Origin of the sequence: Sinorhizobium fredii USDA 257, assembly GCF_000265205.3 — a bacterium.
GTDB classification, from domain to species: domain Bacteria; phylum Pseudomonadota; class Alphaproteobacteria; order Rhizobiales; family Rhizobiaceae; genus Sinorhizobium; species Sinorhizobium fredii_B.
The window spans coordinates 4,991,442-5,013,109 of the sequence record NC_018000.1 but is presented as its reverse complement, the minus strand read 5'-3'; the positions used below and the strand labels follow the sequence as shown (position 1 = coordinate 5,013,109).

The window sequence follows — 21,668 nt, the reverse complement described above, 5'->3', positions numbered from 1 at the left end:
TTTCGCCACGCAACGCTGACGTCGATCCGGAGGAGGAACTATGCGGCAGATGCGGTTCTGCATTTTCGTCCAGGACGGTTTTTCGATCCTGGCGTTCTCGTTGGTGGTCGGAGCACTTCACGCCGCAAACCGCGCGTGCGCGTCGGAGATTTATCGATGGTCGGTTTCGTCTGTTGAGGGTGGCCCGGTCGTTTCAGATTCGGGCATTTGCCTTCCGACCGACGACATGGGCGTCATGGATCGCAGCCACTTGCCCGAAACAGGCCAGAACCTCGTTCTGATCTGCGATGGCGGGTTCGCCCAGGAGACCCGGCGGCGGATCGCCAACTGGTCCCGCCGGGTGGCTGCTTATGGAGGCCGCGTCGTCGCCATCGGCGATGCGTCGCAGTTGTTGGCCGAAGCGGGTCTTCTGGCGGGCAGGCGATGCGCGGCGCACTGGCGCGACTATGCCGTCATGGCCGAGAAATACCCATCCGTGCAGATCACGCGGCATTACTTCGAAGTCGATGGACCATTCTACACATCGCCTGGTGAAATGGCGACGTTCGACCTGATGCTTCGGATGGTCGAGCAGGACTGCGGCGCGGCAACCGCTGAGCAGATCGGACTCCAGTCGTTGCCCAGTGTTCCGCGGAAAGACGGGGACCGCCAATGCTTTCCCGACGTCGCCCAGCTTGAAAAGCTCGGCTCACCTCTCGCGCGCATCGTCGAGAAAATGCACGACCACATCGCGGAGCCGTTGCCCCTGGGGAGATTGATCAAGGAAGTGCCGCTTTCCCGTCGGCAGGTCGAGCGGCACTTCGTATCAGAATTCGGAATGCCGCCAAAGCGGTTCTATCGTCAGCTCCGTCTGGAGCGAGCCAGGGAGTTGCTGAACAATTCCATGATGTCGGTCCTGGAAGTCGCCATCGCCACCGGGTTTGTTTCCGCCTCCCACTTTTCGAAGACCTACAGGGTCGCCTTTGGGGAAAGTCCGACGGAGACTAGAAGATCGCCGGGAACCGCACCGCCCGACAGCGAAGTCACGGTGAATGACGGCGCGATACCAAAGGATAATGGGAGCTTCGGGAACTCAACACTTGTCCCAACTGCTTCTGAGGCGGCCTGAGGCTGAAGCGACGCCTTCCCTCGTTCCGTCCCTTCTCCCGAAGTCTCCTCAAAAGAAGCGCCGACGAGGCGGTCCATCCACGAGCGGACGGGGCCCGAGACGCTCCTCTCACATCGGCAGCCGCCAGACTCGCTGAAGAGGCCATCTCCGCCGCCGAGTTGGTCGGTATGCGATCAGCTGAGCGCCACCGGGACAAGCGAAGCAAGTAGAAGCAATACCATCGTGACGTCGAACAAACGCAATGCCCGCTCCGAACGCAAAAGGTGTCGGGCCGACGCGCCGATCAACGCCCATACCGCACCGCACGGCATGCTGATCAAAGAAAACAGAATTGCGAACGACAGGCTCATGGACAGGGAGGTCCATTCGCCCGCCACCGCGCCGTAAGCCACGATGCCGCTTGCGCCGCCCAGCCAGACCTTTGGATTGAGCGCCTGAAAGAGAATTGCTTGGAGAAAGCCAAGAGGCTTGGCGCTTTCGTCGTCCGACTCCGCCTTGGGCCGGCTCGTGCCGATTCTGTATGCAAGCCAGATGAGGTAGGCCATGCCTCCCCATTTCAGAATGCCCCTGAATGTACCGTTCTCCAACAACTGGCTGCCGAAAAGCCCGAGGCCGACCAGGATCAGGCATATGCCGACCCCAGTGCCGAAGACATGCGGCATCGCGCGTGCGAAACCGTGGTTGGCTCCGGTTGTCGTCAGGAGCATGTTGTTCGGTCCCGGCGATCCCGACGAGGCAATCGAAAAGAACACGACGAATGCAATCCAGCTCAATGTCATGGTTTCTACTCGCGTCAACCCCGGCGGGCATCCAGTAAGTGGAACGCGGCGGCCGCCGAGCGAAGACCCATGCCGCGGAGACCCGGCATGCGGGTTTCCCTCGGCTCGGTGACCGGGACCGGAAGGTCGCCTTCCGGCATCTGGCCGAGTATTACCTTGGATATCGCCTCGCCGAAGACAGTTCCGGCGGCGATGCCCCGCCCGTTGTAACCGCCCAGGGCAAATGCCTGCCGCCCGATCCGGTGCACTGTCGGCATGTGATTGTCGGTGACCCCGATCCGGCCCGTCCAGGCGAACTCGATCTCGATGTTGCGGAGAATGGGGAAAAGCTTCGCGATCTTTCGCGACACCCATTGGCGGTTTATCGCGCCGTCGGGGCCGCTCGTTGAACCGATGCTGCCGACGACAAGACGGTCATGGGCATCGTAGCGGTAGGAACTGACGACCTTCCTCAGATCGACGATAGGCTGGCCCGCGGGCATCACCGCCGCCTTCTCGGATTCCGTTAGGCGACGGGTGGCGGCATTAAAGAAGGGCATCGGAACATATTCACCCGACAGACCGAAATGTGCGCCAATCATGTGGGCCTCGGTGGCCACGAGGAGCTGCTTCGCCGCCACGTGGCCCCGCCCGGTCCAAATCTTCCAGGTATCGCCGGGCAATTGCTCAAAGTGGATCGCGGGACTTTTCTCGTGGATGACCGTTCCGGCCGATTCCGCAGCCTTCGCAAGGCTGCGCACGTATGACAGCGGCTGGAGATATCCGGCCCTGTAGTCGATTAGCGCGCCTCGGTACGCCGAACTTCCAGTCAACGAGGCTGCCTCCTGGCGCTCGACGAGCTTGAGATCGCGCGCCCTTCCCGCCATGCCTGCAAGGCGCTCCTTTAGGTCCAAGAAGGACGCCTCGTCGGGCGCGCATTGAAGCGTGCCGTCGTTTCGCGCGTCGCACTCGAGGTCAAGACTCTTGATGAGTTCGAAGGTGCGCCGGGGCGCGTCCCCGAGCGTGGAGATCAGGCGTGGGCCGTAAACCTCACCTATGGCCTTCACGATGTCGGTGGGAGGAACCCAGAGTCCCGCGTTCACGAAGCCCGAGCTTCGGCCGACCGCCCCGGAGCCGATCCTGTCCGCCTCGATCAGCACCACCGACGCGCCGCCGTCCGCGAGAAAGTAAGCGGCGGAAAGCCCACTGACGCCCGCCCCGATCACCACAACGTCGGCGCTCAGCGACCCGCTCAAGGGTGCGCGGTCACGTGAGGCGACCGCCGTCTTGGCCCAAATGGTTTTGGTCACTTTCCGGACTCCGCTTTCGCCTTGTGAAGAGCCTGCTCGATGTCCTGGATGAGGTCGTCGGCGTGCTCGATACCGACCGAGAACCGTATCAGGTTGCCGGGCACGACACTGTTCGGTCCCTCGACCGACGCGCGGTGTTCAACGAGGCTTTCGACGCCGCCCAGCGACGCGCCGCCAAGGAAGACGCAGAGGTTGCGGGTGACGGATCGCGCGAAATCGGCGTCGCCCTTGACGAGGATCGACATCATCCCGCTGAACCCGTTGGTCATCTGCTTCCTGGCGACGGCATGGCCGGGATGGCTCTCGAGACCCGGATAAAGGACCCGCTCGATGAGGTCGTGCTTCTCGAAGTGTTTGGCTATAGCGAGCGCATTCGCCGACGCCGCGCGGTACCGCAGCGGAAGCGTGCGCAGGCCGCGGATGAGAAGCCACGCCTCCATCGCGCCGATCACGCCGCCCTCAAGGTTCCGATGCCTGATGATGTTGGCCCATCGCTCGTCGATGGTGTTGGTCGAGAGGCATCCGCCGAGGACGTCGCTGTGGCCGTTCAGGTATTTGCTCGCCGACTGGAAGACGATGTCCACACCGAGGTCGAGCGCACGCGTGGTAACGGCAGGCGTGACCGTGGCGTCCAGGAGGAGCAGCGCGCCGACCTTGTGCGCGGCGTCGGCCGCGGCCTTGATGTCGATGACGTCCCAGGTCGGGTTCACGGGAGACTCGATCCAGACCATCGAGGTCTCGGGCCGCAGGGCGGCCGCCAGCGCGCTGGCGTCGGCCTGGTCGAAGAAGGTCGCGTCGGCACCATGCTCGTCGGCGATCTTGCGGATCAGGTCCTGGGCACCGTGGTACATAATCCGCGGCGCGACAATGTGCTCGCCCTCGCGCAGCGTGCCGATCACCGCCGCGGTAGCGGCAAGACCCGAACCGAACAGGCGGGCTTCCTTGGCACCGTCGATCTTGGCGAGGAGGGCCTCGGCCTGCAGAACAGTTGGATTGCCGTAGCGTGAGTAGCGCAGCCCGGCGGGAAGCTCGCCTTTGGCGTTCCGAGCGAATGTCGTCGAGGCGTGGAGAGCCGGAACGACATCGCCGCTGATCGGGTCGGCGTGGTGGTCCGCCTGTGCGCAAAGGGTTTCGAGCGCGATTTTTGCCATTTCCGGTCCTTCCTGTGTCCGACGCCGGATCGATAGAGCACCCGGACGTTCTTGGTTTCCGGCAAGATAGAAAAGGCGTGTTTGCAACGCTCGCGACGATGGCGAAACAGGTCATTCCAAGCCGGAATGCGCTGGCATTCTGAGGCTTCATGACCTCATGCCGACTTGTCTCTTCGTGGGAACGGACCCGCGCGTTAGGTGGATGGGAGAACAACGCGAGGAGTGGAAATGACGACTATCGACGACAGACTGAAGGCGCTTGGGACCGAACTGCCGGAGGCCCCTGTTCCGGCCGCCGACTACGTGCCGTGGCTGATATCCGGATCGCTGCTGTTCATCGCGGGCCAGATCGCGCGCAAGGGCGAGGAGATGATCTTGGGGGTGGTGTCGGGCGACAAAGACCTGGAGCGTGCCCGGTACGCCGCGCGGGCATGCGGGCTGGCCATACTTTCGCAGGCCAAAGCCGCATGCGGCGGCGACCTCGAGAGGATCGCCCGGGTCGTCCGCATAGGCGGCTTCGTCAACGCCACTTCCGATTTCACCAAGCATGCCGCCGTCATGGACGGATGCTCGAAGCTCATGATCGAAGTCTTCGGCGAGAACGGGAAGCATGTCCGCGCGGCGGTCGGCTGCTCTTCGCTTCCGAGGGGCGTCATGGTCGAGGCCGACGCGATCTTCGAACTGCGTGGTTGAACGACCGGGGCGCGAGGCCCAGCGGAGAGGCGATGAATGCCGTGGCTCCCGGTGTTCTCGTCGGTTTTCGGCGTGTCGGCTGAGAACGCGAGCCTGTCCGTGTCGATCGCGACCGGGCCATTGGCGCGATCGCGTTCCGTGAGCTCGGCCTATTTCGGACGGCTCGCAGGCGCGCTCGGCGTCCGCAGGACATTCTGGATTCCGGTGGCCGTCCTGCTCGTCGGCGTGCTCCTTACCCTGGCGTCGCTCTTATGGCTCAACATCTCGGCGATCGGGATCGTCACGGTCGGATTCTTCGGGGCGCACAGCACCGCGTCGAGCTGGGTAAGCAGACGGTCGTTCGACAACCGGACCAGCGCGGGAGCTCTCTATCTCTTCGCCTACTACGTCGGATCGAGCGTCCTCGGGTCGGCTGGGGGCTTCGCATGGACACACTGGGTCTGGCCAGGCGTCGCCGCTCTCGCCGGGGCGCTGTGCCTCCGCATCCTCCTCCTCGTCTTCGCGCTAGCCAGGAGCAAGCCACTGGCCGATCCGCGCCAGCCCAGACAGGGCCAGCAGTTGCCGGGCTGATCCCCGGCTTGGCGTCTCGGCGACGCGCATTCCGAACTCGCATAATCTCAGACGACAACGTCGCGACACATGTGGGGGCCGATGGGCTAGGGTCCGCCAGAACTATCCAAGTCCATCAACGGCGAGTTTGCCATGACAAATCCCGAGTTCGTTTCCGCCGATACCATCCGGTCGGACTTTTCGGCCGCCATGTCGGCCATGTACCGCGACGAGGTGCCCGCCTACGGCACCCTCATGTCCTTGGTAAAGCGGGTCAACGAAGAGACCCTTGACGCGAATCCGGAACTGTTGCGGCGGCTCGCGGTGACCGATTCCCTAGATCGCATCTCAGAGGAGAGACATGGGGCTATCCGGCTCGGCACGGCCGCCGAGCTTTCGATGATGCGCCGCGTGTTCGCGGTCATGGGCATGTTTCCGGTCGGCTACTACGATCTGTCGACCGCTGGCGTCCCGGTCCATGCGACTGCCTTCCGACCTGTCCAAGAAGCCAGTCTCAAGGTCAATCCGTTTCGCGTGTTCACGTCCTTGCTGCGCCTCGACCTCATAAAGGACGAGGACTTGCGGCGTGAGGCCGAGAAGCTGCTGGCCGAACGCGACATCTTCACCGCGGGCGCGGTCGCGCTGGTCGAGAAGGCCGAGCGGCAAGGAGGTTTGGGTCAGGATGACGCGAAACGGTTCGTCGACGACGTCCTCCAAACCTTCCGTTGGCACGACAAGGCGATCGTCAGTCCCGAGATGTACGCCCGCCTCCACGATGCCCACCGCCTTGTCGCAGACGTCGTCTCGTTCAAGGGTCCGCACATCAACCACTTGACACCGCGCACGCTAGACATCGATGTCGTCCAGGAGAGGATGCCGGCCGAGGGCATAACGCCCAAGGCCATCGTCGAAGGCCCTCCGCAACGCAAGTGCCCTATCCTGCTCCGGCAGACGTCGTTCAAGGCGCTCGAGGAAGACGTGTCGTTCCAAGGCGAAGACGGGACCTGGCATTCGGGATCGCACACGGCGCGGTTCGGCGAGATCGAGCAAAGGGGCGTCGCGCTCACTCCGAAGGGCCGTGCGCTCTACGACCGCCTGCTGAACGAGACGAGGGATCGGTGCCGTCCCGCCGCGGACGGATCGAACGCGGCGGAGTACCTGGCCGTCCTCTCGGAGGTGTTCAAGGCGTTCCCGGACGACTGGAACGAAATCCGCAAGCAGGGTCTGGGTTATTTTGTCTATGCGCTCACGGACAAGGGATTTTCCTCCGCCAGCCAGAGGCTCGATCTCGAGGCGGCCATCGATGCGGGTCACGTGCGGTTCGATCCCCTCGTTTACGAAGACTTCCTTCCGGTCAGCGCTGCAGGCATCTTCCAGTCGAATCTCGGGGACGACGCGGCGCAGGAATTCGTCGCCAGCCCGAACCAGCGGATGTTCGAGCGCGATCTCGGCACGACCGTGCTCGACGAATTCGCCCACTATGCGGGCATGATGAGAGCGTCCATCGAGAGGTGCGTTGGCACCGGGACCACGGCCGCGGCGGAATGAGCGACATGACGAAGAACCATATAGACGCTCTCCGCACCCTCCTCGGAGACAAGGCGGTCTTGACCGAGCCGGGCGACATGGCCGCGTACGAAACGGGGCGCGCTACGATGTCGGAAAGGCGGCCTTCGTCCTGCGGCCCACATCGACAGAACAGGTGTCGCACGCCGTCTCTTACTGCGTGCGGGAAGGCATCCATCTCATTCCGCAGTCCGGTAACACCGGGCTCGTATCTGGATCGACCCCGGACAGCAGCGGCACCCAGGGTGTACTAAGCCTCGACCGTCTGACAGGCGTCTTCGAACTCGACAGGACGAACAGGTCGGTCAGAGCCTCGGCTGGCATCCGTCTTTCGGACTTGAACGCCCGCCTCGAGGAGTTCGGGCTGTTCTTCCCGATCGACCTCGGAGCCGATCCGCGGCTCGGCGGCATGATCGCCACGAACACGGGCGGCTCCCGCTTTCTCCGCTACGGCGACGTCCGCCGGAGCACGTTGGGCCTAAAGGTCGTTCTCGCCGACGAGCATGGGACCGTCCTCGATCTTTCATCGGACCTCCGGAAGAACAACATGGGGATCGATCTCAAGCAGCTCTTCATCGGGACGTCCGGCACGTTCGGCGTCGTGACCGAATGCGTCTTGAACCTGGAACCGATACCTCAGCAGACAGCCACGGCGCTGCTTGTGCCCTCGTCGGCCGAAGCGGTGTCCGAACTGCTTGTAACCATGGAGACCGCGCTTGGAGGCTACCTGAGCGCCTTCGAGGGCATGTCGGGGAACGCGGTTAGGGCAGCCTTCGATCATGTTCCGTCGTTGCGTAACCCCTTCTACGGAACCGGAATTCCCGATCTTGTGATCCTGGTGGAGGTCACCCGGTCAAACGCTCCCCGCAAGGGCGAGCAGAGCCTCGACGAAGTGCTTCAGTCGGTCCTTGAGGATATCTGGGAGCAGGGACACCCAGTGCTGGCCGACGCCTTCATCGGACCGCCGCACGAAATCTGGGCTTTGCGCCACGCGCTTTCCGAGGGCGTGAAGCACAGGGGCAAGCTCATCGCTTTCGACCTATCCTTCCGCCGGGGCGACGTCATGCGGTTCCTGGACTGGATGAATCAGGAACTGCCGAGGCGCTTTCCCGATGTCGATATCTGCGATTTCGGCCACATTGGCGATGGAGGCGTCCATTTCAATCTAGTGGTGCCTGGGGACGATGCGCGGCTGCCCATCAGCGATTTCGAGACCTCGCTCAGGGAATGGGTATTCGACGTCACAGTTCAAGAGTTTGGTGGGAGCTTTAGCGCCGAGCACGCGATCGGACGCAAGAACCAAAGATTCTATGAGGCCTACACTCCGACCGAGGTCAGGCGGATCGCGACTGGTCTGAAGACTCTAGTGTCGCCCGGCCCCGTAGGAGTTTTGTGCCTATAACTTAGAACATGTCCGGTTTGGGCCGACAGGAGACGGAAAGCCCTCGACTGGAATGCGCCAACACTGCCGGCATCGCAAAACCGTCTATTCTGCGACGTTGCAAAAGTCAGGAAAACAAGTGTCGCTTTAATCGGGAATTTCGCGAGAAAAGAGAACCACTATATGGAATCGATTATCCAGATTGGGACCATAAAAGATGTTGAGTCGTGGGCGGAGCTTCGCGTTGCGCTGTGGCCGCATCACTCACTCGAAGATCATCGAGCCGAGTTGGGCCGGGCGTTTCTTTCAGAAAGTGGCGAAGCCGTCGCGTTCATCGCTCGAAATGCTGCGAATGAAGCTGTCGGGTTTGCTGAGGCCACTTTGCGACATGATTATGTGAATGGATGCAGCAGCTCGCCCGTTCTATTCCTCGAAGGGATTTATGTCCGGCCCGTTGACAGGCGAAAGGGTATCGCACGATTGCTTTGCAATGCCGTTGCCGATTGGGGGAAGTCGCTTGGGTGTGTTGAGTTTGGCTCTGACGCGCTGCTTGAGAATTCAGCCAGCCATGCGCTCCATACCGCATTAGGATTTGAGGAGACACAGCGCGTCGTGTTCTTCCGAAAGCCACTGTAGGCCGGTGCTCCCCTTCCACGAGGATGGTTCGCCGCACGAATCCTAAAACATGTTACGCCACATATGTTTGTCGCAGGTGGCGGGATTTTCGCGACAAGCGCCGATTGCCAATTTTTGAAAATTTGCCCTTCTTGTCGTGTCTCAATCCTCAACTGGAGAGAGAGACGACAATGCACAAAACCTTCTATGCTTCCCAAAGCATCTATTCGGAACCCGGGCAGCATCGTGAAATCTTGATGCAAGGCGGCGGCGAGCCGGGGGCAATTGCCCGGTGGATTAGCTCATTCATGCAGCATCCTCGCGGTGCTGAGTCCAAGGAAAGAGGCTTCACACCTGAACAGGCCGCCGATTTGGGGCTACGTTCCGTGAACGAGATTCTGGCCGTCACCGTAAAGCGCAACTTGTTTGAAGGCGATGCCACGCAGGCCAAGATTGGTGGACTCTGCCGGGATTTCGCCATTCTTGCCGCGAGTGGATTTCGTGCGAGGGGTATCCCGGCACGTCTCCGTGTCGGCTTTGCTGACTATATCGTACCCGACTTTTGGGAAGATCACTGGCTTTGCGAATGGCACGATGGTCGGCAATGGAAGCGGCTCGATGTGGAGTTTGCATCCGGCGGGGAAGCGGCCTTCAACGCGTTGGATGTACCGCACGAGCGGTTTCTAACGGCAAGCGAGGCATGGTTTCGGATTAAAGACGAACCGGGTATCGCTCCGCGATTTGGCGTGTCGAGCCTCAATCTTGGCGGGGAATGGTTTGTCGCGGGAAGCCTGTTTCGAGAGATCGCCGCACTGCGCAAGCTGGAACTGAAGCCGTGGGACTATTGGGGTCTATCAGAGAACCTTTCCCGCGCTCCAACCGAGTGGCCACAGCACACGAGGATAACGCTCGATCAACTCGCTTCACGGCTAGAAAGCGCCGGCGCTGGTGGGGAGAGCGAGCCAGAAGCTGTAGCGGACTGGCCTTTGCCAAAGCAGGTTATCAGCTTCCCACAAGGCGAGCCGGTGGCTGTCATGTTGCGTAACTCCTGACTTTTGCGACACTCCGGTCTTTCCTGAAAGCGTTCGAAGATTCTCGCCGCAAAACTCTGTCGCAAAAGTTGGAGTTTCGCGGCGGGTTTTTGCGACTGCCAATGACCGGTTTGGGTCGACAGCCGACCTCTGGTACACCCATTACAGGGACGCTTGCCGCACGATCCTCGCGAAGAATTCTGCCTTGCCCGCAGTGTAGAATTTCCAGTCGCCGTTTGCCTCCCTTGCCAGTTCGCGCTTCAGCGCGGCGTATTCGGCCGCGTCGTTCGGATGGGTGCGGAGCCAATCGCGGAACAGCACACGTTTGACATGCGTGGCGTTCTCCGGCCCGCAGAGGTAGAGCCGCGTGCCATAGGAACCGTGACCCGACGTGAAGGTCCACATGCCATCATTGTAGGGATCGCCATGGAAGGTGAAGTTCGCGAGCGACTTCACGAGCTCGACCGCATCGGCGACCACTGCATCGCTACGAAGCACTGCGTCGATGTCAATCTTGGGCTTCGCATATAGGCCGACGACCGAGGTGCTGCCGATGTGGTGAATGTCATCCACCATATCGCCGATCAGCTCCAATATCCGGCTCTTTTCCCCGTCGAACAGTCCGGGCCATGCAGGATCGTATTCGACGACCTTTATCGCGCTCATGCTTGCAATCTTCGGTTCGATTTCAACTGCAGCATGTCCGATTCGCAGAGTTGGCAAAACGCTTTGCTTTTCTGAATGTCACCTAATTGCGGACAATCGCACGGTTTGAAACCCTACTTTACGCCAAGCTCGATGCCCCTCGCAGCTTTCGGTCGTCCGAGGGTGTCTTTGAGCCAGCATTCCTTCTTCCTACTCACGTAGGCGAACGCCCTGCAGGCATTGTCTCCGATGCAGGACACGAAGCATTCCAAATAGCTCGTTTGCCTGATCCGCTTGTAGTCGCCTCCGGGAATGTCCATGCCAGAGAAACTCGTGAAGTCCGACACGATGACCTCGGCCACCTTCGATGACGAATAGGCAGCGAGCGCGTCTCGATTTCGGATCAGGGCGACGACATCGTCCTTGAGAAAACAGACGCGATGCTTCGCGTTGTAGGTTATCGCCTTACACCGCGCGTCTCCCTCGCAGACCGCGCGGCAATTCGCAAAGGTCACGTCCTTCAATGCGGAGTAATCGAAGCCGATCGCATCGTAACCCGTTGCTTCGAGCAGCACCGCGGGAATCGATGGCTTCGGCAGCGAGGTCGTCGCCCCTTCGATCTGCGGCGGTGTCTGGACCTCGGGCTTTCCGTAGCACAGGACCTGATGAACGGAGGATGTGATCTTGTCAGCCACATCGGCCGTCGAGAGAGCCGCCTGATCCGCGGCTCGGTCACCCGACTGGGCGGGAATGCCCTGAGTCTGCATGAACAGTTCAGCGACCGACGCGCGGATGGCGAAGTTGATGTTCTGCGCCGTGATCCCGATCTCGTCGGCGGCCCTCTTTGAGAACGTCGCGCTGGTAATTCCGAGCAGATAACCATCACGGTCGATGACGGGGCCGCCCGAGCTGCCAGGCTGAATGGGGGTCGAAATCTGAATGTAGCGCGTGTCGTTTCTCAATCCGGCGAGGGCGTTGACGTTCCCTGTCGTGATCTTCACGGAATCCGACAGTAGATCGGCCAGCGGATAGCCGATGGCGACAATGTCCTCGCCCAGTCTAGTCGGCGCGCGTCGGAACACCAGCGGCGTCAGGGGCCTGTCTGCCGAAACCTTGATCAGGGCAAGGTCGTTGGTGGCGTCAATCCTCGGATCGGAAGCGGTCCCCATGCCCTTCACCTCGATGCGATCGCAGCCCTCGACGACATGCGCATTCGTCATCAGCCAGCCATCGGACGTGACGGCAAATCCAGTTCCCGACGACCTCTTTTCTTCTGCGAAAGCAGCAGTTGCCATGGTTGCCAATACGGCGGCCATTAGCGTCCGGATTGTTCTCGTCATAGGTCAGCCCCCGAGGGAAATGTACGCCGCGTCACTACCGACGTTCAACCGATTATTGTGGAAGGCTTAATGCACCTTAACGCTCGCGTCCGGGGGGGAGAACGAGGGGGAAGCGCCTAGCCTCGTACACCTTAGGGGTATTCCGAGCAGAGCCACCGCCGATCAAAGGGCCAGCCGTCACCACGGTCATCGGTTTGCCGTGAGCGGTGTGCGGACAAAGCAGACCTTCCTGCTGGGTCAGGTCAGTTCTTTCAATCCGGTTGCGGTCTCGATGAGCGCCCGGTATCGGACTTCGGAGGCCTGGACGATCACAGGCGGATGGTCGATGGAAAGTTCGCGATAGAGCGCCCCGATGCCGTTCGGGTCTGGATGTTCAAGGGTGAGAGAACGAACGCGCGCGCCCAGATCAGGAATTGCGGCCACATAGCTAGAGTCGCCCCGGTGGTCGATAATCGAGGGGGCCGCACCGTCTAAGGGAAGCGAGCCATCCTTTGGGATGGTGAAAGCGAAAGTCGGGTCCGCAGTTGGAAGAGGAACCTTGTCGCCGAAGATCGCGCCGTGGATTGAAAGAACGGCGTCAATTGTTTCGGTGTTGGCAACCCATCCTCGCAGGCGACGACCTTCATTCCAGTCCGACTTGACTTTCTCCTGATTGTCGAGACCAAACCAACGGGGCCGTCCCGGCTCGGTTCCTTCCGGGTCGAGGGCCACGATTGAGCCATCCAGAGATGAGTTGCCGAGATAAACGATGCCGACGAGATCGGGGATATCGACCTTGATCTTCGTCTGGTATTTCCAGTAGGTCGTCGCCGTCGCCCCGGAACCGGAGAGGGCGTAGCTCAGCACCGAGGCATACTGCTTGTAGGTTGAGATCACGCCGTTCGCCGACGGGAGGACAGCATCGACCGTCGCCCGGTCGATCACGATGGAGGTGGTCTGCCCCGGGTGATAGGGCGCAGAGATGCCGTCCGCGGGGTTGTCGGCATCCACCGTCACGTCGAAGGAAATCTGGTCGCCGACACCGAATGTGAGCGGGCCGCTGCAGGTGAAAAACGTCGTCGGAGGGGCCGGACCCCATCGTGTTGCCGGCGCTGTACGTCCTCATGACATCCGAGCCAGTGGAGAAGCGCAGTCCGCCGATCGTCCCGAGGTCACAGGGGTCGGCCTGGAGCAGTCCGCCTCCCGTGCTGTTGAAGAGGGATACCTGGGAAAGGTTGACATCCATCGTCTTGACGGAGACGCCGCCCGTCGCGTCCCTTGCGAATGACGAGACGGTCGAAGCCCTGTTGAGGGTCTTGTCGTAGATGTCGGCGATGTCGGTGTTCAGCCAGTTGACCCCGCTGAAGCTGGCGGACGTCGCTATACTCTGGACTTGCTCCTTCAACTGGTCGAGCTCGGCCTGGACCTTGGCCTTGTCGACGCCGTCCTCTTCGGCCGCCACCAGCTTCGCCTTGAACTCCTTGAGGACGTCGACGACCGAATTCAGGCCGGCATAGGCCACGTCCACCTTCGCAGCCCCCAGGCCAAGGGCGTCGGAGACCGCCGAGATCGCCATGTTGTCCGAACGCATCGTCGTCGAGATGGACCAGTAGGCGGCGTTGTCCGCGGCGGTGTTGATCCGCAGTCCGGAAGAGACCTTGTCCTGCTCAGCACTCAGCTGCCCGCTGATCGAACGAAGAGTGCCGAGGGCCGCCATGGCCATGGTGTTCGTATGGATGCTGGTCATGAAATTCCGCCGGGGTCTTTGGAGGCAATGCGGCGTCATCATGAGCCGAGGAGGAAGGCGAACGCTCCCCGGTTGTATTTCGGCTTTGTCTCGTTAACGGTCAGGTCAAAACGCCAGGGGGAAATTACCCTCTCGCCATGGAATTTTTGCGAGGTCGCAGCCTCTCTTGAAACTGGCTCGGCACCATGCAGTTCATCGATCGGCAGTGGGCATGTCAGATGACCTTCCGCTTGATCAGCACTGTAGGAAACTGCAATGGATGCGAATGGACATCGGCAGGGGGCCGCCAGCACGCCTGACCGCTTCCGCTCTTATCTTAGCCAGGCACTTTTTGAGGGTGAGGGGAGCCTTTCAAGTATGAGCTATACTAAGGAACTGCTGTTCGGTGACGACCCTCGGCACGACGAGGATAGAGAACGTCTTCGCGAGCGGGCCGCTGCAATGATCGACCAGTTTCCAGCCAGGCTTCGCGGGAAACGCAAAGAAGCTGATGGGAGGTGGTCCGCGCATTGGGAATCGTCTGTGACGGAGGCGGCAAAGGAGCTTGAAATCCAGTTTATCCTGGTGAATAGCCGTTTCGCTTTCAGAACGGCAAGCGACAAGAAAGCCGTCGCGGAACGCGCTGAGATCATCTGGCAGCAGCACGTTGACGCATACCGGAAATGGCTCGGTTCAGAATCGAAGCAGTGAAGAGCACGCGCAAAAGATTAACATGAATGGGAGGACTGCAGGGACTGTCGGCGGCGCGCTGTTCGGTCTTTTCATTGGATCAGGAACCGGTATCGTCGGGGGGCTTCGGAGGCGTCGCAGGCGTTTGGAGCTTCACGTTGATCGGTGCCGCGTTAGGCTTTTTCGCAGAGCCTGATTTCGCCAACATTATTCGCCGCCGGCGGTCCAGGTGAGGCTGCTTAAAGAAAGGACAAACTTCGGTGCGTTTCGAAAATCACATTCTGCCCCATAAAATGGGGGAGATTTTTTCCCGCGTGAAAGTCGCCTATTGGAAAGATGAAATCAGCCAGCAGGCGCAAGAGACGCTGGAGGCGGTTCGGCAGAGTCCGGATGAATTGGCCTATGAGGACTGGGCCGAACATTTGAGCGTCGGAGACTGGGTACTTGATTTTCAGGTGATGAGCCAGGGGCGCAAGTCTCATGGTGTTTGGCAGATAACCAAAGAACACGGCAATCTTTCCGTCGCCAAGCCGATGGCTCGCAACAGAATCGAGTTTGACGGCAATCTTCTGGAGTTCAGTGAGGCAGACTACAACGCCTTCGAGTCCGCGGCGGGTCGCTTGATCGCCAGTCATCCGAACAGTGACGGCCGGAACGTGATAATCGAATTTCGTGACGTCATCTTGCCGTAGGTCCAAGGTTCCAACCTGCATCGGCTGGCATGCCGTCCGCCGCCGCGGCGATGGCGGTGACAGCCGTTCTCGAAAACTTCTCGGCCCGAAGAAAAACGCGGCGACCTGTTGACTTCCTAAAAAATGTTCCCTATTTGTTCGGCCTATGTGTCAGAACCAGACCCGCCTCGTACGAATAGGTTGACCGCTCGCGCCGCCATGGCCGCGGCGACGATCGATCGTTTTCGCTATCGAGGTAGAGATCATGGGTATCGCAAAGCGCGCGGCGTCGCTCCGCGCAGTGAGGCATTCCGCGTCAATCCGCATCCATCCGCCGGCAGGCACAGTGAAGTGCGAGGGTCCAAGGCTCTATCGCTCGCAGGTCTCGCGCGACGTAGCGTGCCTTCTTGACGTCAACCCGTCAGTGGCCGTCTGGCGCTGCATGCCGACCGCCCTCGATCTCGAGTCCCCCTCCCACGTCCCCGATTTTCTCGTCTTCGACACGGACGGCGGTCAGATGTTCGTGGACGCTCCCGACAGGTCGGTCGACGTTGCCGTCGTCGAGGCCGCCGCCCGCCATCGCGGTGCGCGTTACTGGCTGATCCCGCGCGAGGAGGTCTATTCCGGCCCGAGGTTGGCGAACGCCCGGGACCTCCTCCGCTATGCCGACCACGATACGCCGCTTGGCGACCGTCTTCGCCTTCTGGCTGCCCTGGACGAACACGGCTCCATGCCTGTTGCCGAGTGCCTCAAGGCCTTTCAGGAAACGCGCCCTGTTCCCGGGATCGCTTCTCTCATTCTGCGCGGGTTTATCGAGGTCGATCTGGATGAAGGGCTGCTCGGCCCGGAAACGACGGTCCGCAGGATATCGCGGTAACCGAAGCCGCCGATCCGTTCGAACCCGCGCGAGAGAGCGATGACATATAATCACCTCGATACAGCCAAACGCCCGAAGTCCAGTTTCAGCCTGCCCGTGGCCGTCGCTAAGTGCGGCGTCCGTAGTATCCTTCGGCCGTTTCTGAAGAAACCGGATGCCTGTTTCGTCGCTGTCCTCCTGATCGAGGACGCGGACGCCGTGACGTACTACGAGCATGCGGCGCGCGAGTTGCTGGCCACGGCGAGTCCGTACGACGAACACGGGTACGACATGTTTGCCGTCACGTCGGTCACAGACAACGACGATTTCGCCAGCGACAGAAACGCTTGCTCCAAAATCCGGTCCGCTCGTCGCGCGGTGGTGTTTGTCGTCACCCTCGATGGCCTGTCGTCTGATTTGGCCTTGGCTGCGGATTACGTCGCGAAGGTGCCTCGCGCTACGGCCGTCCATTACATGGCTGCCGCATCGGAAATCGGTCTCTCGGGGATGACAACCGAGACTGCCGCCTTTCTGACACAGCACTGCTTCGACGACGTCAAAATGGCGTTCCGGCCTCAACGGCCGCTGCTGAGCGCAGTCCGGCGCTTGCGACGGCAGGCCCAATTGGAGCGACAGCCGGAGCCTGTTGCGGAAGCGACGGCGACCCTGAGGCTGGAGGACATGCACGGCTACGGCCAGGCCAAGGATTGGGGCCTCCGACTTGCCGAGGACATCCGCGCCTGGAAGGCAAGGGAAATCGGCTGGGAGGACGTTGACCGCGGCGCGCTCGTTTACGGGCCTCCGGGATGCGGCAAGACGTCCTTCGCGAAGGCACTCGCCGCCAGCTGCGATGTCGAACTGGTACTGGCATCGGCAGCCCGCTGGCAGGCAAAGGGGCATCTCGGCGACTTGCTCAAGGCAATGAGGGCAGCATTTGACGAGGCAAGGAAGAAATCCCCCGCGATCCTGTTCCTGGACGAGTTCGACAGTTTCGGCGACAGGGACGCTCTCAGCGATAACGGGAACCAAGACTACCATAGGCAGGTGATCAACGGGCTTCTCGAGTGTCTCGATCCGTCGGAAGGCCGCGAGGGCATTGTGGTGGTTGGTGCCACCAACAATCCGTCTATCATCGACCGCGCCCTGCTTCGTCCGGGAAGGCTCGAGACGCTCATCGAAATCCCATTGCCCGACGTTGCTGCACGGGTCTCAATCCTCCGGCACCATCTGCGGGATCACGCGTTCGGCGGCGATCTCGCTCGTTTCGTGTCGGCGACCAGGGGCTGGTCCGGAGCTGACATCGAGAAGCTTGCTCGCGATGCCAGGCGGCTTTCGAGGCGGCGGAAGGTTGCCTTGTCTGAAGACCTCCTCCTCGAGGTGATGCCCAAGCGCTACGTCCTAAGCGAGAGCGAACTGCGGCACACTGCAATCCACGAAGCTGGCCATGCCATCGTCGCGGTCGTCCTTGCATGCGACGTGCTCAAACACGTTCACATCGATCGGGATGCGGCCCTTGGAGTCGGCGCTCAGTCCGTCGGAATGACCGTCTTCGAACCCGAGGTCGGACGAGTGAAGACGGTGAGCTACTACGACGACAGGATCGCGATGCTCTTGGGCGGTATCGCGGCTGAGACGGTGGTCTATGGCTGCCATGCAGACGGGGCAGGCGGCGCGCCGTCGTCGGACCTGGTGCTGGCAAGCGATATCGCCACGAAGCTGGAGCGTCACTTCGGGTTCGGTGAGGTGCTTTCTGTCGAGCTTGGAAAGGGGGACCGTCCCCTCGAGTATCTCCGTGATCGTGACCCGGAACTGCGCAGTCTCGTCGATGCGAGGCTGAGGACCCAGTTCGACCGAGCGGTGGCGCTTCTTTCGGAGCGTCGTCAGGAACTCGACCATCTCACCGAGGCGCTGGTCGAAAAGGGACATGTCATCGGTGACGAGGTCCGGGCGCTCCTCGGCGTAAAGTCCAGGAATACCGAATCCGCATCCGTCAGGACGTGACGGCTAGCGGTCAGGCTCCGCTCCTCGCTCGAGAGAGGGGCGGAGCCGCTCAACGAATCGTCTGCAACCTGCCACTCGGGAACCTTGCGACTTCAGTCTCGTCGCTCCCCTGAGGCATTTTCGGATAAGGGCTTACGGAGTTGCCTCTGATTGATGCCAGCTTTGATTTTTACCCGACGGCCGAGCGGTTTGAATCCGATCTCGTCCAGGACAGAGCCGAGCGAGGTTTTCTTTGCGGACTTTGGTTTACGGCGTGATGGCCGCGCCATCGCTGCCTCCTCTAATTGGATCAGGAGCACCTTGGGCTCTGCGCGCTTATCCGGCAAGACAGAAAGCCTGTCTGTCGGAATAAAACCGATCGGCTCTAGGTGTCCAATTGTTGTGTCGGGGTCAGAAAGATGACTCTTGGAGTTCAGGAAGGTGCCGAAGCGTGAAACTCTGGATCATTTCCGATTTGCATCTGGAGTTCGGCCAGCCATTCGTTCAGTCACCGCCTCGAGATGCGGAGGTCCTTGTTTGCGCCGGGGACCTTTTGACACGCGGCATCGTCCCCAGCATCGAATGGTTGGCGGCCAACATCCCTTCCTCGATGCCCGTCGTGTTCACGGCAGGGAACCATGAATACTACGGAGCCTCCGTGCAGGAGAGCATCCGCGATGCGCGATTGCTGCGTGATCGCTATCCCCACATCCACTGGCTCGAAAACGAAGCGGTAGATATCGGCGACGTCAGATTTGTTGGCGCGACGCTCTGGACCGACTTCCGCCTCAACGGCGGCGATCCCGAACTGGCAATGGCGGCCGCCCAGAGCGGTATGAACGACTACCGGAAGATCAAGTTTTCCAAGCTTCCTTATTGGAAGTTCAAGCCGATCCACGCCTATCGAATGCACCACGAGTCCCGGGCATTCCTCAAAACGACACTGCCCAAGTCCTCGTCCTGGAAGACAGTGGTCCTAAGCCATCACGCTCCGTCACCCAGATCAATTCCACCCGAGTTCCGGGGTGATCCGCTGTCTGCATGCTACGCTTCCGATCTGGAGGACCTTATCGTCGAAGGGCAGCCTGCATTGTGGGTGCATGGTCACGTCCATCAGAAGGTCGATTACCGAGTCGGAGAGTGCAGGATCGTTGCCAACCCTCGCGGATATCCGGGAGAGGGGACGGCCTTCGATCCGCAGCTCGTCATCGAAATCTAGGACTGCCTGATCGGGCTCATTCCTGGCCGCATTGCATTCTCGGGAACAAGCCTCTAGTCTTCGATTAGTCGTCAGGCGGACGAGACGGCTAAGAAGAGGCAGTCGAAACTGCCCGAAGAATCTCCAAGCGGTATCCAAGCCGCCCGCCATTTTCCCCTGTGAACCGAGCGTGCGTCGTTTCTGGCGCGGCTCATGGCTGTTTGGAGATGACAATGAAATATGCCCTCGTAGAAGGAATCCGTCTGGAGGCGACGGCAGGCGTTCGCGGGATTTGCCCCGGATGCTCATCGCCCATGATCCCCAAGTGCGGTCTCAAACGACTGCACCATTGGGCTCATAAGAGTACCATCGCTTGTGACCACTGGTGGGAACCCGAAACCGAATGGCATCGGGGGTGGAAGAACCAGTTTCCTGCGGAGTGGCAGGAGATCAGGCATGCCGCGTGCAACGGCGATGTCCACATAGCCGATGTCAAAACGGCGAGCGGGAGCGTCCTTGAGTTCCAGTATTCGGCTATCACCCCCGAGGAGAGGGCGTCTCGCGAGGCCTTCTACGGCCGCATGGTGTGGATCGTGAACGGCACTCGGCTGAAACGCGATCTGCCGTCATTCCAAGAGTCGCTGACCTACGCTCCATCGGCCGAAACGAAGGCGCGGGCATGGCTTCTGTCGGATCAGACGTCGGCGATCATCGGACGCTGGAGAGGAGGCAGTCACCCCGTGTTCCTGGATTTTGGTGATGCGGACTTTTCGTCGCCTTGGCTGCCTTCCACGGGATTGATTTGGTGGCTGACCTACATTCCCCGCGGTCGCGTCATCGCAACGCCGGTCCACGGGCAGAGTGTCATCGACCATTTCCTCTCCGGCGCGCCCATACGTGGATTTGCCAAGCCCACGCCACCTCCGCTCTGGCCTTTCAGAAGACTAGACCTTGCCCGAGGCACGCTGCCACGTGGTTGACGCATACGGCTGCCAAAGAATTAGGCTGCAGGTTCCCAAACGTCGAACCTCTCCAGAACCAGTGCCTTGCGAACTAAATTTCAAACCGGGCGGTCGAGTACTTGTTGTGATCGGAGTCTCGGCGACAAAGGTATTTATCGACGAACACCGAAGTATCCGCAGTTGTTTTCAGCGCATCGCCGATATCCGTATAGTGATTAACGTCGCCGCGGTTGACATCGACATCATCGATCTCGAGCCTGTAGAGATACTTTCCTTTTTGCGGTCGCCAACTGCGCCTGGCCCAGGTCTCGTCCTCCCACGTGTACAGCGATGTTGCGCGGACGTCACCGCCATCCGCCATCGCCTCACGTAGGATTCGTTCCGATTCAACATGTGCCTCAGCAAGCGTCCCATGTGGTCGCCCGCTGATGACATCGTATCACCCGGCTTGAACACTCTTCCATCAGTACGCCATACGATTTTCTTCATTCTTAGCCCCAGCATTCCGCTCAACAGCCGTCTCCGCAATCCCCCAGTAATTGAGCGCGTTACGGACTCCCTCACGTGGATAGTATTCTCCCGCTTCGACCAGGTCGCGCCGAATCGTTGCGAGTCTTCGATCTGCGTCTGCCTTGATTGCGTCTGAGAACGGTGTGGTACCAAGCGGGAGTTTCTTCTCGCCCTGGCGCGGCCAGCTGTTAGGCCACGCCGACCAGTCGCTCCATGCATCAAGGGCCTTATTGGTTGCTTCCATGGTCTCGTGATCGCACTGCCAGCCGTAAAGGTTGCGCGCACAAAGTCGCAACATGGCTTTAATCTCGGGCATGGTATCGGTGAATGCCTTCAACGGAGTCGGCAAAAGAACCATGTTGGCGATGCAGGAGTAAAAGCGATGATCCGCGACGACGTCGTTCGACTTCTGATACTTGGGATCGTCGACACCCCATAGATGGCAGCACGACCAATTGGGACGGTTCTTCTTGCGAAGACCAAGCGCTTTGGTCAGCGCCTCATTCGCGTTGATATTCCCCTCGAACTTATGGACCTTGGCCTTGCTGACCCGGTTGGTGTTTATGCGCGGTTCCGACCAGTTCGCATTGTAGAACAGCTTCCTTCGGGCATATTCCGGGTACCACACCGGCAAATAAACAAATGTCTCCGGCGCAACCCACCTGGCCGTCCGCTCGACTAGCGAGGCGATTTCCCTAAGACCGATCTCCGCCCTCAGCGCCTCCAGGCCGTCATCAATCACGTAGGAATTTCCTTAAAAATAGCGTTGTCACGATCTCGCCCCATGCCGGTCATCAAGGTGGCGTTGTTACTATCCAAAAGCGGAGGTTGGTTCTCGACTCATTCGAATGAACACTGATGGGCATACGGCTAGCATGCAACCCTCTAACCCATTGCTACAGCCGCTTGTTGGACGAAAGAAAAAGGAAGGGACATTAAGTACCACCAC

20 protein-coding genes and 2 pseudogenes are annotated in these 21,668 nt (G+C 60.4%); 13 read left to right on the top strand and 9 right to left on the bottom strand.

Annotated features, from left to right (window positions below; all coding sequences use genetic code 11):
• Positions 1-40: 40 nt before the first annotated feature.
• Positions 41-1,108, top strand: a complete 1,068-nt coding sequence (locus tag USDA257_RS23500) for a GlxA family transcriptional regulator (RefSeq protein WP_014765490.1) — start codon at positions 41-43, stop codon at positions 1,106-1,108.
• Positions 1,109-1,281: 173 nt separating this feature from the next.
• On the opposite strand, the gene USDA257_RS23495 is transcribed toward USDA257_RS23500, so the two are convergent.
• From USDA257_RS23495 to USDA257_RS23485, 3 genes are all read right to left on the bottom strand, one after another.
• Complete coding sequence (locus USDA257_RS23495; RefSeq protein ID WP_231698926.1) at positions 1,282-1,815, bottom strand: LysE family translocator; 534 nt, start codon at positions 1,813-1,815, stop codon at positions 1,282-1,284.
• Between the two features lie 86 nt (positions 1,816-1,901).
• Positions 1,902-3,176 carry an NAD(P)/FAD-dependent oxidoreductase gene (locus USDA257_RS23490; RefSeq protein ID WP_014765488.1) on the bottom strand — a complete coding sequence of 425 codons (1,275 nt, stop codon included), beginning with the start codon at positions 3,174-3,176 and terminating at the stop codon, positions 1,902-1,904.
• Positions 3,173-4,327: a trans-sulfuration enzyme family protein gene (locus USDA257_RS23485; protein WP_014765487.1), complete on the bottom strand. Its 1,155-nt coding sequence runs from the start codon at positions 4,325-4,327 to the stop codon at positions 3,173-3,175. The genes USDA257_RS23490 and USDA257_RS23485 overlap by 4 nt, the downstream gene beginning before the upstream one ends.
• Positions 4,328-4,555: 228 nt before the next feature.
• Between USDA257_RS23485 and USDA257_RS23480 the strand changes: the two genes are divergently transcribed.
• The 6 genes and pseudogenes from USDA257_RS23480 (at position 4,556) to USDA257_RS23455 (ending at position 10,183) form a co-directional block, all read left to right on the top strand.
• On the top strand, positions 4,556-5,020 hold the full coding sequence (locus USDA257_RS23480; RefSeq protein WP_014765485.1) for a RidA family protein: 465 nt from the start codon (positions 4,556-4,558) through the stop codon (positions 5,018-5,020).
• A gap of 36 nt (positions 5,021-5,056) precedes the next feature.
• On the top strand, positions 5,057-5,590 hold the full coding sequence (locus USDA257_RS23475; RefSeq protein ID WP_014765484.1) for a hypothetical protein: 534 nt from the start codon (positions 5,057-5,059) through the stop codon (positions 5,588-5,590).
• A gap of 132 nt (positions 5,591-5,722) precedes the next feature.
• A complete protein-coding gene (gene hglS / locus USDA257_RS23470) occupies positions 5,723-7,117 on the top strand; it encodes a 2-oxoadipate dioxygenase/decarboxylase HglS (RefSeq protein ID WP_014765483.1) in 1,395 nt (464 codons plus the stop codon).
• A 5-nt stretch (positions 7,118-7,122) separates the two neighbouring features.
• Positions 7,123-8,537: pseudogene (locus USDA257_RS23465) on the top strand (FAD-binding oxidoreductase).
• 162 nt (positions 8,538-8,699) lie between these two features.
• On the top strand, positions 8,700-9,152 hold the full coding sequence (gene aac(6'), locus USDA257_RS23460; RefSeq protein WP_041414575.1) for an aminoglycoside 6'-N-acetyltransferase: 453 nt from the start codon (positions 8,700-8,702) through the stop codon (positions 9,150-9,152).
• 170 nt (positions 9,153-9,322) lie between these two features.
• Complete coding sequence (locus USDA257_RS23455; protein WP_014765480.1) at positions 9,323-10,183, top strand: transglutaminase-like domain-containing protein; 861 nt, start codon at positions 9,323-9,325, stop codon at positions 10,181-10,183.
• Positions 10,184-10,324: 141 nt separating this feature from the next.
• Here USDA257_RS23455 and USDA257_RS23450 read toward each other — a convergent pair whose 3' ends face one another.
• From USDA257_RS23450 to USDA257_RS38595, 4 genes and pseudogenes are all read right to left on the bottom strand, one after another.
• Positions 10,325-10,828 carry a GrpB family protein gene (locus USDA257_RS23450; protein WP_014765479.1) on the bottom strand — a complete coding sequence of 168 codons (504 nt, stop codon included), beginning with the start codon at positions 10,826-10,828 and terminating at the stop codon, positions 10,325-10,327.
• 113 nt (positions 10,829-10,941) lie between these two features.
• On the bottom strand, positions 10,942-12,123 hold the full coding sequence (locus USDA257_RS23445; protein ID WP_370057220.1) for a trypsin-like peptidase domain-containing protein: 1,182 nt from the start codon (positions 12,121-12,123) through the stop codon (positions 10,942-10,944).
• Positions 12,124-12,384: 261 nt separating this feature from the next.
• Positions 12,385-13,143, bottom strand: coding sequence for a VOC family protein (locus tag USDA257_RS35655; protein ID WP_223843369.1), 759 nt, complete (start codon positions 13,141-13,143; stop codon positions 12,385-12,387).
• Between the two features lie 184 nt (positions 13,144-13,327).
• A pseudogene (locus USDA257_RS38595) lies at positions 13,328-13,873 on the bottom strand (flagellin N-terminal helical domain-containing protein); the annotation flags it as partial.
• Positions 13,874-14,128: 255 nt separating this feature from the next.
• On the opposite strand from USDA257_RS38595, the gene USDA257_RS23425 reads away from it, so the two are divergent.
• The 6 genes from USDA257_RS23425 (at position 14,129) to USDA257_RS33090 (ending at position 20,227) form a co-directional block, all read left to right on the top strand.
• A complete protein-coding gene (locus USDA257_RS23425) occupies positions 14,129-14,563 on the top strand; it encodes a hypothetical protein (RefSeq protein ID WP_041414570.1) in 435 nt (144 codons plus the stop codon).
• Positions 14,564-14,802: 239 nt separating this feature from the next.
• Positions 14,803-15,234, top strand: coding sequence for a hypothetical protein (locus USDA257_RS23420; RefSeq protein ID WP_014765474.1), 432 nt, complete (start codon positions 14,803-14,805; stop codon positions 15,232-15,234).
• 244 nt (positions 15,235-15,478) lie between these two features.
• The gene (locus USDA257_RS23415; RefSeq protein ID WP_014765473.1) at positions 15,479-16,090 is read left to right on the top strand and encodes a hypothetical protein; all 612 of its coding nucleotides are present in this window, start codon (positions 15,479-15,481) and stop codon (positions 16,088-16,090) included.
• A 39-nt stretch (positions 16,091-16,129) separates the two neighbouring features.
• Entirely contained in the window at positions 16,130-18,070 is a 1,941-nt protein-coding gene (locus USDA257_RS23410) for an AAA family ATPase (RefSeq protein WP_014765472.1), read from the top strand.
• A gap of 430 nt (positions 18,071-18,500) precedes the next feature.
• Positions 18,501-19,268, top strand: a complete 768-nt coding sequence (locus USDA257_RS23405) for a metallophosphoesterase (protein ID WP_014765471.1) — start codon at positions 18,501-18,503, stop codon at positions 19,266-19,268.
• 212 nt (positions 19,269-19,480) lie between these two features.
• On the top strand, positions 19,481-20,227 hold the full coding sequence (locus USDA257_RS33090) for a competence protein CoiA (protein ID WP_014765470.1): 747 nt from the start codon (positions 19,481-19,483) through the stop codon (positions 20,225-20,227).
• Positions 20,228-20,300: 73 nt separating this feature from the next.
• On the opposite strand, the gene USDA257_RS23395 is transcribed toward USDA257_RS33090, so the two are convergent.
• On the bottom strand, positions 20,301-20,570 hold the full coding sequence (locus USDA257_RS23395; protein WP_014765469.1) for a hypothetical protein: 270 nt from the start codon (positions 20,568-20,570) through the stop codon (positions 20,301-20,303).
• Between the two features lie 102 nt (positions 20,571-20,672).
• Positions 20,673-21,461, bottom strand: a complete 789-nt coding sequence (locus tag USDA257_RS23390) for a hypothetical protein (protein ID WP_014765468.1) — start codon at positions 21,459-21,461, stop codon at positions 20,673-20,675.
• Positions 21,462-21,668 lie beyond the last annotated feature (207 nt).

Excerpts from the sequence above, each read along its gene's own strand:
- USDA257_RS23500 (WP_014765490.1), top strand. The coding sequence starts at position 41 with ATGCGGCAGATGCGGTTCTGCATTTTCGTCCAGGACGGTTTTTCGATC.
- USDA257_RS23495 (WP_231698926.1), bottom strand. The coding sequence starts at position 1,815 with ATGCTCCTGACGACAACCGGAGCCAACCACGGTTTCGCACGCGCGATG.
- USDA257_RS23485 (WP_014765487.1), bottom strand. The coding sequence starts at position 4,327 with ATGGCAAAAATCGCGCTCGAAACCCTTTGCGCACAGGCGGACCACCAC.
- USDA257_RS23480 (WP_014765485.1), top strand. The coding sequence starts at position 4,556 with ATGACGACTATCGACGACAGACTGAAGGCGCTTGGGACCGAACTGCCG.
- USDA257_RS23475 (WP_014765484.1), top strand. The coding sequence starts at position 5,057 with ATGCCGTGGCTCCCGGTGTTCTCGTCGGTTTTCGGCGTGTCGGCTGAG.
- hglS (WP_014765483.1), top strand. The coding sequence starts at position 5,723 with ATGACAAATCCCGAGTTCGTTTCCGCCGATACCATCCGGTCGGACTTT.
- USDA257_RS23455 (WP_014765480.1), top strand. The coding sequence starts at position 9,323 with ATGCACAAAACCTTCTATGCTTCCCAAAGCATCTATTCGGAACCCGGG.
- USDA257_RS23450 (WP_014765479.1), bottom strand. The coding sequence starts at position 10,828 with ATGAGCGCGATAAAGGTCGTCGAATACGATCCTGCATGGCCCGGACTG.
- USDA257_RS23445 (WP_370057220.1), bottom strand. The coding sequence starts at position 12,123 with ATGGCCGCCGTATTGGCAACCATGGCAACTGCTGCTTTCGCAGAAGAA.
- USDA257_RS23425 (WP_041414570.1), top strand. The coding sequence starts at position 14,129 with ATGGATGCGAATGGACATCGGCAGGGGGCCGCCAGCACGCCTGACCGC.
- USDA257_RS23415 (WP_014765473.1), top strand. The coding sequence starts at position 15,479 with ATGGGTATCGCAAAGCGCGCGGCGTCGCTCCGCGCAGTGAGGCATTCC.
- USDA257_RS23410 (WP_014765472.1), top strand. The coding sequence starts at position 16,130 with ATGACATATAATCACCTCGATACAGCCAAACGCCCGAAGTCCAGTTTC.
- USDA257_RS33090 (WP_014765470.1), top strand. The coding sequence starts at position 19,481 with ATGAAATATGCCCTCGTAGAAGGAATCCGTCTGGAGGCGACGGCAGGC.
- USDA257_RS23395 (WP_014765469.1), bottom strand. The coding sequence starts at position 20,570 with ATGGCGGATGGCGGTGACGTCCGCGCAACATCGCTGTACACGTGGGAG.